This window comes from Bacteroides galacturonicus (assembly GCF_003096855.1).
GTDB classification, from domain to species: Bacteria; Bacillota; Clostridia; order Lachnospirales; family Lachnospiraceae; genus Lachnospira; species Lachnospira rogosae.
The window spans coordinates 211,691-226,709 of the sequence record NZ_QEOA01000005.1; the positions used below are offsets into that span (position 1 = coordinate 211,691).

Consider the following 15,019-nt stretch of genomic DNA (forward strand, 5'->3'; position numbering starts at 1 on the left):
TATTTATAAATAAAATGTATCACAATGACTATACACTTTCAATTGAGATGTGTTATTTGGTATTTAATCAGTGCTATTCAGAATAAATTCTGTATCTAAACACCCATATGAACTGTTGGTCGTGGTACTGCTCCGTCTGGTGCTTCAACTGGTGAATTTGAGGCTCTTGAGTTAAGGGATGGTGATAAGTCAAGATATTTAGGCAAAGGAGTTACAAAGGCTGTTGATAATATTAATACAATTATCAATGATACACTTGTAGGTCTTGATGCGTCTGATATATATGCTGTTGATGCTGCTATAATAAAAGCTGACGGAACTAAGGATAAATCTAAGCTTGGTGCTAATGCAATACTTGCTGCATCAATCGCCTGCTGTAAAGCTGCAAGCATTGCTCTTGATATTCCTCTTTATCATTCAGAACGTGTTGCTAAGTATAACCAGTTACTTAGAATTGAAGAAGAACTCGGTGACTCAGCCGTATATCCTGGAATTAAGGCATTTAATGTCCATTAATTATGTTCATTAATTAAATGTATACATAACAATAAGCTGTAAGTGCTAAGATGATTTGGCACTTACAGCTTATATTTTTATTTCTCTCGAATTTTATCGGCACTTTTTTATCGGCACTTTTTTATCGGCACTTTTTTATCGGCACTTTTTATCGGCACTTTTTATCGGCACTTTTTATCGGCACTTTCCTTATTCCATCCCTTCCTCAAGCCACTTAGCAATATTAGAAAAGTCTATAGTAAGGTCACCACCATAGATATTCACTGGAACTGGCTTGTCAAATCCATATATAACTGGATAATTGTCACCTTCAAAATAATATACAAGTATCTTCGCCTGCACGAAATCCACTATCCAATATTCACGGACACCAGCTTCCATATACTTTGACAGCTTAAGGGCATAGTCCCTTTTCTTAGTAGATGGAGATATTACTTCAAGAACAAAATCCGGTGCTCCATATATTCCAAATCTCTTAATCTTGGAAGGGTCACATATTATGCCAACATCTGGCTCAACCATTGTCTTATTATCGCAGTCAAGCTGTACATCTACCGGTGCAATAAATGGCCGGCAGCTTCCGTTATGCTCCATAATATAATTCGCAATCTGACGGTGTATTTCCCCTGCAATTGACTGATGTCCGAATGTAGGAGACAGCATTGTATAGAAATATCCATCAATTAACTCAACTCTCTGATCCTCTGGAAGGGCATAATAATCATCAAGCGTATAACTTCCATTCCTGTCAGTCTTATAAGAAGCCGCAGCCTCGCACACTACAGATTGCTCTGTAAAAATCTGTTCAAGTGCCAGAAGCGTATCATATCGTGGACTTTCTGTTTCACCAGAAAATATCTTCTGTATTGTTCCTAAGGGTACTCCCGATAACTCAGCCATCTGCGCATATGTATACCCTTTCTCTTTCTTCTTATCCTTCATCTCCTGAATAGTCATATGCAGCACCTCCGTATAATAGGTCTAATGTCTATAAGTTACTTTAATTAAAGTATAGGAGGTGAATTTCCATTTGTCAACCGGTATTATATATAATTTTAACCGTTAATCTTTATTAATTTACCATTTAATCTTTTAACAATTTTATCATTGTATTAAATGCCCATTCCATATGCTATATACTATATAACCTTCTTAATCCACTTACCGCTAAAGTATCTGCTTACAAAGACTATTCCTCTTACTGTCCAGTCTGCGAACATACCATACCACACTGCCATTGGTCCCATATTGAATACCTTAACAAGACCAATACACAATGCAACCCTGCAACACCACATAGTTGTCATTGATGTTATCATTGAGAACTTTACATCTCCTGCCGCTCTCATTCCGTATGCTGGAACGAATGAGAATACCCACGCAATTGGCTTATATATTGTTATCGCACCAACCATCTCTATACACATTCTTGCACTGTCTGTCTCCATTCCACCAAGAATCGTTATAGGACGTACAAGTGCATACACGATAATACAAGATACAATAATTCCTATCTCTGCTATTCCGCACAATTTGACTATGTAATACTTGGCTTCTTCTTTTCTTCCTGCTCCAAGACACTGTCCTACAACAGTCATAAGGCATATACCAACACCTATTCCAAAGACACCATTAACATTTTCTAATATATTAGTCATAGCCTGTGCCGCAATAGCCGCTGTTCCCATAGTTGATACTGTTGACTGGATTGCAAGCTTACCGAACTGGAACATACTGTTCTCAATTCCTGACGGAACACCTATCGCAAGTATCGAGCCTATAAGCTTATAATCAGGTCTTATCTTATGATATTCTGATACTACTATATCTATCTTTGGCTTGGATAATGCAATAAATATAACAACCATACAGAACACTCTTGATACAAGTGTTGATATAGCTGCACCTGCAACTCCCATATTAAATACGAACATAAGAAGTGCATTTCCACATACATTTATTACGTTAGAGATTACTGATACCATCATAGGATATCTTGAATTACCACACGATCTGAATATCGCTGAGCCTGCACTAAACAACGCAAGAAATGGATAACTTAACGCTGTATACAGAAAGTATGTTACTGCATTGCTCATAACCTCAGGTTCTACCTTACCAAATATAAAACTTAAAAGAGGTCTTCTTAATATAAGTCCTGCTATTGTTATGACAACTGCTATTGTGGCAACTGTAAGCACAACCTGTCTTGCCGCCTTATTAGCACCCTCACGGTCTTTCATTCCTATATAATGTGAACATATAATTGCCGCACCTGTAGCCATAGCAGAAAATAACTGTACGATAAGGTTATTAACCGAGTCAACAAGCGATACACCCGATATTGCCTGGCTTCCAAGGTTACTTACCATCATAGTATCCACCATACCCATAAATGAGTTAAGCAGCTGTTCGACAACTATTGGTATAAGAAGTGCAAACAGTGCTTTATTGTGAAACATCAGATTATCCTTATCAATATCAAATAATTTCTTTTTATCTGCTAATAATTTACTCATAAAAATTGACGCTCCATTTCTTAACTAACTTACCTCGTATAAGATAATCAATTAATAAGCGAACGTCAACCTTTATTTACATATTTAACTGCAATATTTACATACTTTAACTACAATATTTGTATATTTAATTATATAATGATGCCGGGGTCAAAAGCCCCGACTTTGATACCTACTAATATCAAATCAGTATACTGCCTATACTGTCATATTATCAGCAAATACAACTCTTATAGTAGTTCCCTTTCCTAATTCACTTTCAAGCTCTATATGTGCATTATGGTGTTTGGCTACTATATGCTTTACAATCGCAAGCCCAAGTCCTGTACCACCAGTAGATTTTGACCTGCTCTTATCAACTCTGTAAAATCTTTCAAATATCCTGTCCTGATGTTCCTTAGGTATTCCTATACCGTTATCCGCTACTTCAAGAACATTTTCAGTCACACCATTATTCTGTCTTGTATACACAGATACCTTAACCTTTCCACCCGGATTATTGTAACGTATCGCATTATCACACAGGTTATATATAAGCTCCTCAAGCATCTGCTTATCAGCAGTAATATTAACATCACTTCCTGTAACATCAATAATAATGCTGTGCTTCTGTGCACTTATCTCAAGCATCTGCACCGTTGACCTGGCTGTTTCATACAGATTAACTGTCTCGAATATTTCTTCTGTCGATATGGCATCAAGCTCTGATATCCTTATAATATCATTGATAAGCGAGAGAAGTCTTTGTGAGCTTTTATGTATTTCACCTGCAAATCTCTTGGCATCATCACCTGCCGCCATACCACTTTCAATAAGCTCAGAATAGCCTGATATTGATGTCAGCGGTGTCTTTAATTCGTGCGAAACATTTGCCGTGAATTCCTGCCTCATATTGGCATTGCGCATAATATCCTCGTGCTGCCTTTTAATAGTTGTGACAAATGGAACAAGCTCCTTATACACTTTAACCGACTCCGAAGCATCCATATTATTGGCAAGATACTCAATCGGCTCGACAATGCTTTTTGTCAGAAAATGTGAACTTATCATACAGATTATAAAGAGAATTACACATAACACAATTATAACAGGGAGCATACTTGTCATAATACTCGTCATACTGCTTACTTCCCTTGAAACTCTTAGCACATATCCATTATCAAGTGCAACTGCATAATAATAAGAATTCTTATTAAGTGTTACGGACCTTCTTATGTCACATCCATAACCATTCCGTCTAGCCGCAACAACCTCAGGACGTTCGTTATGATTTTCCATTTTATCAATATCAACAAGTGTATCGACTACCGCATAACCCTGTGAATTAATAAATGTTATTCTAAGATTTCCATCGTAATTATCAATTACCTTCTGTTCAACTATATTGTCAGGGTCTGTTACCATTCCCCAGGCATCTGCACCAATAAACACATCTATGTAATTGTGCATATCTTCAAGCACTTCATGCTTTAGTACATTGTAGAACACAGTACACGCTATAGATACAGATGCCACAATAGTAACAAGTGCCATTATCATATACAAAAGATTAATTCTTTTTTTCATTATTTGGCCTCATCATCCATAAAATATCCTACATTACGGACAGTCTTTATATAATTACCAGCCGTACCAAGCTTATGTCTTAATGTCTTGATATGAACATCAAGAGTTCTTGACTCGCCCTCGTAATCTGTACTCCATATTCTGTCCATTATATTATCCCTTGTCAAGACAATTCCACGGTTAAGTGCAAGATATTTTAATAATTCATACTCTTTATAAGTAAGCTCAACAGGTTTATCATCGACATATGCAACTCGTTTTTCATCATCAATAAAAAGACTTCCAATTCCTATAAGCTTCTCTTCATCAGAACTTCCTGTCCTTCTAAGAAGTGCTTTAACTCTTGATATTAATTCCATAATTCCAAATGGTTTGGTTATATAATCATCAGCTCCAAGGTCAAGTCCTTTAACTTTATCAAGCTCTGTTGTCTTAGCTGTAACCATTATAACAGGAACTCTTCTTGTCTCTGGAGTCTGTCTTATCTTTCTTAATATCTCTAATCCATCTTCATCTGGAAGCATAACATCAAGAAGTATCATATCTGGTATTCTGTCTCTCATAAGCTTATGAAATTCTTTGCCGCTTGCACACTCAACAACTGTATGCCCTGCATTCTTTAAAGCAAAGCTTTCAATCTCGCTTATATTTTTATCATCTTCAACAACATATACATATGCCATAATATCCTCGATTTCTGCGACAGATTTCAGCATATTAATACATTTTATCTTTAAAAAATTATACAAAATGTATCCGCTGATATCTACGCTTTACACAAATTTTCTAGTTTCTGGAAGTCTGTATTTTTCCTTGTATTCTTTATATTCTCTTGCAAACTGCTGGTTATCCCTGTTCTTCATTGCATCAAGATATTCGTGTGTATCAAAATTTTCCTTATCTGACTGGATAACATCTACTGCTATATTAGAACAATGGTCTGACACTCTCTCAAGATTATTAAGAATATCTGAATGTGCAAATCCCAGTTCAATAGTACATTTTCCTTCTCTTAATCTTCTTATATGTCTAGCTTTAAGCTCAACTGTTAATGTATCAATAAGTTCTTCTAATGGTTCAACTTTATCTGCTTCTTTAATATTATTAGTCTTAAAGGAATCAAAGGATATATCTACAACCTCTCTTACTGCCGAACATAATATATCTAACTCCGTCTTAGCTTTAGGTGAGAATTCCATCTGCTTATTATGCAATTCTCTTGCAGAGTCGCACAGATTACAGGCGTGGTCTGATATTCTTTCAAAATCGCCTATGCTGTGAAGCATCATATTAAGTGTCTCTGAGTCATCTTTATTAAGTATCTTGGTACTTATCTTCATAATATATGTACCAAGCTCATCTTCATATTTATCAACCCTGCTCTCAAGCTCACCAACATACAATGCCTTATTCTCATCATAATTACCGATAAGTCCAAGTGCTGTAAATAATGACTCCCTTGATATATCAGCCATATTGCCTATAACTGTCTTACAATGTTCAACTGCAAGGCTTGGTGACTCAAGAAATCTGTCATCTAAAAGTGCAAATTCATTAACACTCTGTCTTTCCATAAGTGCCTTTTCCTCATCATCAACCCTTATAGTCATATATGCGAGCTTCTCAAGCACATTTCTTAACGGAAGAAGAAGTGCAGTTGTAATAATATTAAAGGTTGTATGTATTACCGCAATTCCCATCTCATTAGCTGTATCATTCAGAAATGAAAAATGTACAAACATATTAACTGTATAGAACACCGTCATAAATACAACTGTACCTATAACATTAAAGTACAGATGAACTATAGCTGCTCTTTTACCATTCTTGCTTGCACCAATACTTGATAACATAGCTGTTGCACAAGTACCGATATTCTGTCCCATTATTATAGGAAGAACAGTTGAATAGCTTAATATTCCTGTAGAACATAATGCCTGTAATATACCAACTGAAGCTGATGAACTCTGTATTATTGCTGTAAATACAAGTCCTGCAATCATACCAAGTATTGGGTTTTTAAATGTTGTTAATAAAGCCTGAAACTGTGGGACTTCGGCAAGCGGCTCTACAGATGAACTCATAGCTTCCATACCATACATAAGAAGTGCAAATCCAATAAATATCTTAGCTGGATTTTTAAATTTGTCTTTCTTTAGGAATACAAGCATCACAACACCAATAACTGCAAGGATTGGTGAAAATGATGTTGGCTTCAACATTCTTATAAAGAAATTATCACTCTCAATACCAGTAAGGCTTAATATCCATGAAGTTATGGTAGTACCTATGTTAGCACCCATTATAATGCCAATTGCCTGTCTTAACTTCATAATACCTGAATTAACAAAACCTACAACCATAACGGTCGTCGCTGATGATGACTGTATAACTGCTGTAACACCAGCTCCTAAAAGAACAGCCTTTATCGGGTTAGAAGTAAGCTTTTCAAGTATATTCTCTAACTTTCCTCCTGATGCTCCCGTTAAGCCTTCACCTAATAAATCCATTCCATAGAGGAATATCGCCAATCCTCCAAGTAATGCTAATACACCAAATATATCCATTTTTCCTCCAAAATTTCTTATAGACTTTACTTTTTGTTTACATTTTGGAGTGTAAAACAGTTATATGAAACTTATATGAACCTTATGTAAATTCAATGTAAAATGTAAAATTAATGTTAAATAACCATTATTGATTATTATTTATCATCTGGGTGCTGACCTGTTATAGAGAATATAACCCATTCTGATATGTTAGTCGCATGATCCCCTATTCTCTCAAAATATTTAGCAGCCATCAGCAGATCTGATGCCTGCTCACCTGCATTAACATCTTCGTGAATCATAGCTATAAGCTCAGCCTTTACCTTGTTGAATAAATCATCAACAACATCATCGTGTACGATAACCGTCCTTGCCTTATCCATATCCTTGTTAACAAATGCTTCAACACTCTGGACTAGCATTACCATAGTTTCTTTAGCCATCTGCTGTATATGGTCAAGCTTCTTAATATATGATTCTTTAGAAAGTTCTATTGTAATCTCTGAAATATCAGTTGCATGATCCCCTATTCTTTCCATATCTGTAATCATCTTTAATGCTGCTGATATAAGTCGTAAATCCTTTGCAACCGGCTGCTGCTGTAATAATAACTTAAGACATAACTGTTCAATCTCACGTTCCTGATGATCAATCTCCTCGTCATATTCTATTACATTTGAAGCAAGTTCAATATCCTGATTAACAAGTGCCTTTACTGTATCAGATATAGCCTTCTCAATCATGCCACCCATTTCGATTAATTCATTATTAAGTTGTACTAACTGTCTGTCAAATCTATTTCTCATATTAACCTCTTTTCCTGTGCTTCTATTGGCACACGGTCTAACACTCAATTATTTCAATATTGCTGACAGGTTCTATTAAGTTAATATGATGAATTCTCTGGTCATTACAGATTATCTTTTTCTATATATTATAAAACGTCTGTTTAATGCCCTTAACGCACTTCTGAACGCTTTCGCTCTCTTAGGATACTTAAACATCGCTCCAATCTTGTTATACATATAAAAAGAATATACAAGCACTTTGTTAAGCTTTCCTATCTTGTCCTTGGTTGTATATATATATCTTGTTCCACCAACCTTAGGATGATTGCCATCTTTATAATATTTTATAAGGTCGTCCTCTGTCTTTATTGTATCTGGAATAAGTGTATATCCCATACCAACACAATTACTGTTATGGGCATCACTTCCGCCTGTAAGTGCTACCCTGCACCCCTTGGCGAACTTTCTTGCATACTTATTGCTTTTATCACTCTCGCAGGCATTATAACCTTCTACGAAATCAAAATGAACCATATGTGCAATCTGCTTTGACTGATTCCAGTACATAGTAGATGCAAAGCTCATAAATGGTTCTCCATAAGGATGTGCAGGTCCTAATATTCCATCACAACAATGGACAATATATATAAGCTTATCTAAAGTAAGGCCCTTATATCTCATAAGCTCATACACCTCTTTAGGTGTATCCTGTGGAAGAATAACTATAAAATGTCCGAACTCCAGACTATCATATTCTATGCCTCTTAATACCACGAAATCATCATATTTCTTACCATATGAAAGATACGCATCATATCCACCATATGAGTCATGGTCTGTTACAACCATTCCTTTAAAACCTTTGCTCTTAAGTACCTTGATATAATCATCTATCCCAACCTTGGCATCTACTGAACCCTCGGCTGTATGACAGTGCATATCGAATTTAACGTATTCCATATAATAAATACCTCGCATTTATATATCTATATTAATTAATCACATTACAACTAATTAACTTTATTATACTTCTTAAATATTTTAATAACAAGGTACTAAAATATGTAATTATCAGCCAAAACGTCCTGTAATATAATCTTCTGTCTTCTTGTTCTTAGGCATAGAGAATAACTGCTCTGTCTTGTCGTATTCAATCATCTCTCCTAACAAGAAGAAGGCTGTATTATCTGATATTCTTGTCGCCTGCTGCATATTGTGTGTTACCATTATTATTGTATAATCATTCTTTAACTCAATCGCAAGGTCTTCAATTCTTGAAGTTGATATTGGGTCAAGGGCTGATGTCGGCTCATCCATAAGAATAACCTCAGGTTCAACTGCAAGAGTTCTTGCAATACATAATCTCTGCTGCTGTCCACCTGAAAGTCCAAGAGCTGACTTTTTAAGTCTGTCCTTCACCTCGTCCCATATAGCAGCCTGTTTTAAAGCTTTTTCTACTATAATATCAAGTTCTGCTTTCTTGTGCACTCCAAATAACCTTGGTCCGTAAGCTATATTGTCATATATGCTTTTAGGAAATGGATTAGGCTGCTGGAATACCATTCCAACCCTGTGTCTTAATGTTATGTCGTCCATCTCTGTAAATATATTGGCTCCGTCAAGGTATACTTCACCATCAATCTTAACACCCTCAATTAAGTCATTCATTCTGTTAAGTGTCTTTAAAAATGTAGATTTACCACATCCAGATGGTCCGATAAATGCTGTAATCTGATTTTTAGGAATATTCATATTAATATTTTTTAATGCGTGAAAATCCCCATAATGAAGATTAAGATTTTTGATTACAAATTTATCATCACCTGTATAATTACTGCTTCCATTTTCAGAATTCTTATTCATATCTATATTACTCATACTTATCCTCATTTCTACGCTTTCTCACCAGAGTTCTTCTTATTTATCTTATTACTTAACACGTTAGCTCCTATGCTGAATGCAAGCACAAGTATAAGAAGTACTGCTGATGCAAGGTTAGCCAGGTCCTGATTTTGTCCATTAACCTGTAAATCCCATATCTGCAATGATAATGTCTCTGCTGAACGAAATGGGTTAAGTGGACAGGTTGATGATGCAAGATTCCAGTTGCCCCATCTTATGTTAGTTCCTGAACCTGTTGTATACAAAAGAACTGCCGCTTCACCAAAGCCTCGTCCTGCTGCAAGTATTACACCTGTCATAATTCTTGGAAGGCAGGCTGGCAGTAATATGTGGAATATTGCCTGCCAGCGTGTTGAACCAAGTCCCATACCCGCTTCAAAATATCCCTTAGGGAGTCCTTTTATGGCATCCTCTGTTGTTGTTGTTATAAGTGGCAGTGTTATGATTGATACGGACAATGCTCCAGCCATAAGGCTTTTATCCAGTCCTATAATTACAAGAAAGATGAGGTAGCCAAATAAACCAACAACAATAGATGGAAGTGACGAAAGTGTCTCTATACATATTCTTATGAACTTTGTAATAAGTCCTCCCTTGGCATATTTTGCAAGATATATTCCAGCAAATGTTCCAATTGGTACTGTTATAAGCAATGACAAGAATACAAGATATATCGTATTAAAAAGCTGGTTGCCTATAGCACCACGCCTTGTAAAGCCGAACATTGAAAGTTTTGCACCCGCAAAGCCCTTAATAATTACATATCCGGCAAATGCCGCAAGAAGCACAAAGAAGAATACGGCTATACAGTAAAATATAACTGTCATTACTCTATCCTGTGCCTTGGCACGTTTTATCCTATTCATATAATCTCCATTTCTGTGCACGCTTCTGCGCACAAATATTCATTTTCACCCTTTATTAACTTTAACAGGTGATTTTAATTAGTCTTTGCACCCTTCTTTTTATTTCCAGATTCTTCTGACTGCTTAGCAGACAGAAAATGTATTAAAAATATGAACAAAAGTGATATAAGGAACAAAAGCAATGCAAGTGTCCACAACGCTGTCTTAGTTTCTCCGCCTTCCATCGCATTTCCCATCTGGGCTGTTATCTCTGTTGTAAATGATTTGGTTGTTGAGAATATGCTGTCTGGAAGTGCTGTTGTCTGTCCTATTACCATCGCAACTGCTAATGCCTCACCAAACGCTCTCGCAAGACCAAGTATTATGCCTGAGAATATTCCAGAAGCTGAAGCTGGAAGCACTATTTTATATATTGTCTGCCAGCGTGTTGAGCCCATTCCATAAGCACCCATTCTGTAATCTTTAGGAACTGACCTGATTGCATCTGCTGACACACTTGTTATTGTAGGGAATATCATTATTGCAAGCACAATACCTGCCGCTAATATTGAATGTCCTACCTGTCTGTGAAACATATCTCTTATAAATGGCACAAGCACGGTAAGTCCGACCCAGCCATATACTACTGAAGGAATTCCTGCAAATATCTGGATTACAGGGCGGTAAAATTTTTCACCAAATTTAGGTGAAATCTCTGTCATAAATATAGCTGAACCAAGTGCAAATGGTGTCGCAATAAACAGTGCAAGACCACAGGTGCTTAATGAACCTACTATAAATATAAGTGTACCTACTGAACCGCCGCCTTCCATATTGTCTATAGGTGCCCAGTCAGGTGAAAACAGGAACTCACCGATTGAATGATTGAATTTTAAGAATGTTCCTGAACCCTTGTATACAAGAAATCCACCTATTCCAAGAGTAAGCACTATAACGAAAAGACCACACAGGGTGACGATTGTACGCCACAGGTACTCTTTGGTAAACATACCTCTTTTAATATTCATACTTTCTCCATTCTTAACATATAAAATGTGGCTGTTATATATTCAACGGCGGGGGGATTAATAGCTACGGACGTTGTGCGGAGTGTTATATTACCGCTGGGCACGCTCCCGCTACTTGAAACCGTAGCGGTACTAAGCGGCTAAAGGACAGCCGCTAAGTGCCGACGGTTTCAACAGTACCCAGCTTGCAATATAACACTCCACACAACTGGGTTGCGATTAATCTGCGTTGAATTGTTTATCAGCTTTATGTATCTTCTTTACTCTTTGTTGTTTATTCTTCGTTATTTGCTCTTTGTTATTTCTTTTTTACATTTTCATTTTATATGTTATTAATTTCTATGCGTTTAGGCGGGCAGGAAATCTGCTCGCCTAAACTGGTTACTTATTTGATAACCTATTTCTTTGTGTTTTTGATTGATTTTCTTTCAATCTTTTAATGTTAATTTTGGTTGCTGATGATTTGTAAGATTTTATCTTACTTTTTAATTAAGGGGGTTTTAACAACTATTTTTTAGTGTTCTTTTACTGTCATCTTTGATGATACGCCGTAGCCTAATGATTCCATTTTCTTGCCGTATTCATCTGATGTGATGTAGTCGAGGAACTTCTGGGATACTTCATCTGCGTTGCCCTTTGTGTACATATGCTCGTATGTCCATACTGGGTATTTGCCAGCATATGTATTCTCAAGTGTTGGTTCAACACCATCAATTGATACTGTATCAACGCCTGGATTGCTTACAAGGTAAGATAAAGCTACATATCCGATAGCACCCTTTGTTGTCTTAACATTCTGTAAAAGTACGCCTGAGTCATCTGTTTCCATTGACTTGTTAGAAGCTTCGCTTGCACCATCTAATGCGTATTTCTTAAATGTTGCTCTTGTACCAGAAGATTCTGGACGAGTGATAAGCACGATTGCTTCATCAGCACCACCAACTTCTTTCCAGTTAGTAATCTTTCCTGTAAAAATATCTGTAAGCTGTGCCTTTGTAAGGTTCTTAACACCACCTGCTGTTACGTCCTTGTTTACGATAGGTGCCATTGTTACTACACATACCTTATGGTCTACAAGTTCTGCTGCCTTAGCTGCATCAAGCTTTTCTGCTGCCTCCACATCAGAGTTACCAATGTTAACTGTTCCCTCTGATACCTGCTTAAGTCCTTCACCAGAACCACCTGCATCGATTGTTATGTTAACATCTGGATATTTTTCATTAAAAAGGTCTGCCGCATCATCAACAAGTGGCTTTAATGCTGATGAACCTGCTGCTGTTATGCTTCCGCTAAGGTTAGAGTCTGCATCTGCTCCATTATCTGCACTGCTGCTTCCACAGCCAACAAGTGCTGTTACCATACATACTGTACTAAGAATTACAGCTGCGCTTTTCTTAAAATTCATCTTTCTCATAAATTTTTTCCTCACTTTTCTTTTAAAGGTCTATGTCTTATCGACAGATAAAAGAATAGCAGTGGTATGTAAAATGCAATACCACTGCTACGAGAAATCTATGTAAAGTCTTTGTTAAATTATAATTTTACTTAACGCAGCCAATAAGCTCGTTAATGTCTGCTACTCCATTTTTAGCACAATAATCTCTTATTCCGTCCACAACCTTAATTGTTGTAAGAGGGTCATTAAAATTAGCTGTACCAACTGATACCATCGTTGCACCTGCCATAATAAACTCAAGTGCATCATCTGCATTGGCAATTCCGCCCATTCCAATAATAGGAAGTGCTACAGCATTGGCAACCTGATATACCATTCTTACTGCAACAGGCTTTATAGCTGGACCTGAAAGACCGCCTGTCTTATTGGCAACAGCAAATGTTCTTCTATTAATATCAATCTTCATTCCTGTTAATGTATTAATAAGGGATACCGCATCAGCACCACCTGCCTCAACAGCTTTAGCCATCTCTGTAATATCTGTCACATTAGGGCTTAACTTCATAATTACAGGCTGCCTGGCAACCTTTTTTACCGCCTTTGTAATACGCTCTGCTGAAGCTGGAACCTGTCCGAAAGCAATACCACCCTCTTTTACATTAGGGCAGGATATGTTAATCTCAAGCATATCAACTGGCTGTTCGCCTAGCTTTTCCACAGCATCAACATAATCTTCTTCTGTCTTTCCACACACATTTACTATTATCTTAGTATCATACTGCTTAAGAAATGGAATATCTCTCTTTACAAATGTATCAAGCCCCGGATTTTGAAGTCCGATTGCATTAATCATTCCACCGTAAGTCTCTGCTATTCTAGGTGTTGGATTGCCCGGCCAAGGTACATTTGCCACACCCTTAGTTGTGACCGCACCTAATTTATTAAGGTCTACATATTCACAATATTCCATACCTGAACCAAATGTTCCTGAGGCAACAGTAACAGGATTATTAAATTCAACTCCCGCAATATTTACTTTCATATTAACGTCTGCCGGATTAATTGGATTTACTCTATTAGCCATTATAACTCTACCTCCTTAACATTGAATACAGGGCCTTCTTTACATACTCTCTTATTCTTAACCTTTGAATGGTCATCAATATCTGTTGACTGACATACGCAGGCAAGGCACGCTCCTATTCCGCAAGCCATTTTTTCCTCTAAGGATACGAAACAGGCGATATTATTGCTTACCGCATATTCCTTTATTGCTCTTAACATTGGTGTAGGGCCGCAGGCAAATATTACATCTGCTGTTAAGTTATTCTCTCTTACTGCATCTAATACATTACCTTTAGTTCCAGCACTTCCGTCCTCTGTTGCAACATATACATCAGCAAACTGCTCAAATTCATCTTTTAAAAACATCTGTGAGTTTCTGTAACCAAGTACAGCCTGCTTCTTACATTCGAGCTGCTTAGCAAGCTCAAGCATTGGAGGAACACCAATTCCACCACCAAAAAGAATTGCCTTTAACTCTGTGTCAGCACAATCATTTCCTGTGACATTCTTTACATATTCCATAATAGACTTAATATCATATCCATTGCCAAGAGGTCCTTGAATATTAACATATTCCCCCTCCTTCATCTTAGAGAACTCCTCTGTCCCCTTTCCAGCAACCCTGTATACAATCCTTAAATTATCTTTATCTATTCTGCATATGCTTATTGGTCTTGGAAGAAGTCTTGCTCCATCGTTAGAATATACCGATATGAACTGTCCCGGTACAGCCTCTCCTGCCATCTTATCTGTCTTTAACCACATTTCATATATGCCTTCGGCTAAACACGAAGTCTTAATTATTAATGCATTTTCTCTGTATGACATATGTATTCTCCATTCTT

14 protein-coding genes and 1 pseudogene are annotated in these 15,019 nt (G+C 36.9%); 2 read left to right on the forward strand and 13 right to left on the reverse strand.

What is annotated here, in order from left to right; all coding sequences use genetic code 11:
• Positions 1-114: 114 nt before the first annotated feature.
• Both eno and C7390_RS13900 read left to right on the forward strand, forming a co-directional pair.
• Positions 115-414 (forward strand): annotated as a pseudogene (eno, locus tag C7390_RS07765) (phosphopyruvate hydratase); the annotation flags it as partial.
• Complete coding sequence (locus tag C7390_RS13900; protein ID WP_456362884.1) at positions 403-516, forward strand: hypothetical protein; 114 nt, start codon at positions 403-405, stop codon at positions 514-516. The pseudogene eno and the gene C7390_RS13900, both read left to right, overlap by 12 nt.
• A gap of 189 nt (positions 517-705) precedes the next feature.
• On the opposite strand, the gene C7390_RS07770 is transcribed toward C7390_RS13900, so the two are convergent.
• From C7390_RS07770 to C7390_RS07830, 13 genes are all read right to left on the reverse strand, one after another.
• Positions 706-1,473, reverse strand: a complete 768-nt coding sequence (locus C7390_RS07770) for a Uma2 family endonuclease (RefSeq protein ID WP_116443907.1) — start codon at positions 1,471-1,473, stop codon at positions 706-708.
• A 182-nt stretch (positions 1,474-1,655) separates the two neighbouring features.
• On the reverse strand, positions 1,656-3,035 hold the full coding sequence (locus C7390_RS07775) for an MATE family efflux transporter (protein ID WP_116443908.1): 1,380 nt from the start codon (positions 3,033-3,035) through the stop codon (positions 1,656-1,658).
• Between the two features lie 198 nt (positions 3,036-3,233).
• Positions 3,234-4,601, reverse strand: coding sequence for a sensor histidine kinase (locus C7390_RS07780; RefSeq protein WP_022501542.1), 1,368 nt, complete (start codon positions 4,599-4,601; stop codon positions 3,234-3,236).
• A complete protein-coding gene (locus tag C7390_RS07785) occupies positions 4,601-5,284 on the reverse strand; it encodes a response regulator transcription factor (protein WP_022501543.1) in 684 nt (227 codons plus the stop codon). The genes C7390_RS07780 and C7390_RS07785 overlap by 1 nt, the downstream gene beginning before the upstream one ends.
• A 90-nt stretch (positions 5,285-5,374) precedes the next feature.
• Complete coding sequence (locus tag C7390_RS07790; RefSeq protein ID WP_116443909.1) at positions 5,375-7,168, reverse strand: Na/Pi cotransporter family protein; 1,794 nt, start codon at positions 7,166-7,168, stop codon at positions 5,375-5,377.
• 137 nt (positions 7,169-7,305) lie between these two features.
• Positions 7,306-7,956 (reverse strand): phosphate signaling complex protein PhoU, encoded by a 651-nt coding sequence (gene phoU / locus C7390_RS07795; protein ID WP_055176319.1) that lies wholly within the window; start codon positions 7,954-7,956, stop codon positions 7,306-7,308.
• A gap of 111 nt (positions 7,957-8,067) precedes the next feature.
• Complete coding sequence (locus C7390_RS07800; protein ID WP_070101489.1) at positions 8,068-8,898, reverse strand: PHP domain-containing protein; 831 nt, start codon at positions 8,896-8,898, stop codon at positions 8,068-8,070.
• Between the two features lie 111 nt (positions 8,899-9,009).
• The gene (gene pstB, locus C7390_RS07805; RefSeq protein ID WP_055306810.1) at positions 9,010-9,801 is read right to left on the reverse strand and encodes a phosphate ABC transporter ATP-binding protein PstB; all 792 of its coding nucleotides are present in this window, start codon (positions 9,799-9,801) and stop codon (positions 9,010-9,012) included.
• Between the two features lie 29 nt (positions 9,802-9,830).
• Positions 9,831-10,706, reverse strand: a complete 876-nt coding sequence (pstA, locus tag C7390_RS07810) for a phosphate ABC transporter permease PstA (protein ID WP_022501548.1) — start codon at positions 10,704-10,706, stop codon at positions 9,831-9,833.
• Positions 10,707-10,780: 74 nt separating this feature from the next.
• Complete coding sequence (gene pstC / locus C7390_RS07815; protein WP_116443910.1) at positions 10,781-11,713, reverse strand: phosphate ABC transporter permease subunit PstC; 933 nt, start codon at positions 11,711-11,713, stop codon at positions 10,781-10,783.
• A gap of 514 nt (positions 11,714-12,227) precedes the next feature.
• Complete coding sequence (locus C7390_RS07820; RefSeq protein ID WP_318255831.1) at positions 12,228-13,127, reverse strand: phosphate ABC transporter substrate-binding protein; 900 nt, start codon at positions 13,125-13,127, stop codon at positions 12,228-12,230.
• Between the two features lie 127 nt (positions 13,128-13,254).
• Positions 13,255-14,193, reverse strand: a complete 939-nt coding sequence (locus C7390_RS07825) for a dihydroorotate dehydrogenase (RefSeq protein ID WP_022501551.1) — start codon at positions 14,191-14,193, stop codon at positions 13,255-13,257.
• Complete coding sequence (locus tag C7390_RS07830) at positions 14,193-15,002, reverse strand: dihydroorotate dehydrogenase electron transfer subunit (protein WP_022501552.1); 810 nt, start codon at positions 15,000-15,002, stop codon at positions 14,193-14,195. Before C7390_RS07830 ends, C7390_RS07825 begins: the two co-directional genes overlap by 1 nt.
• Between the last annotated feature and the right edge of the window lie 17 nt (positions 15,003-15,019).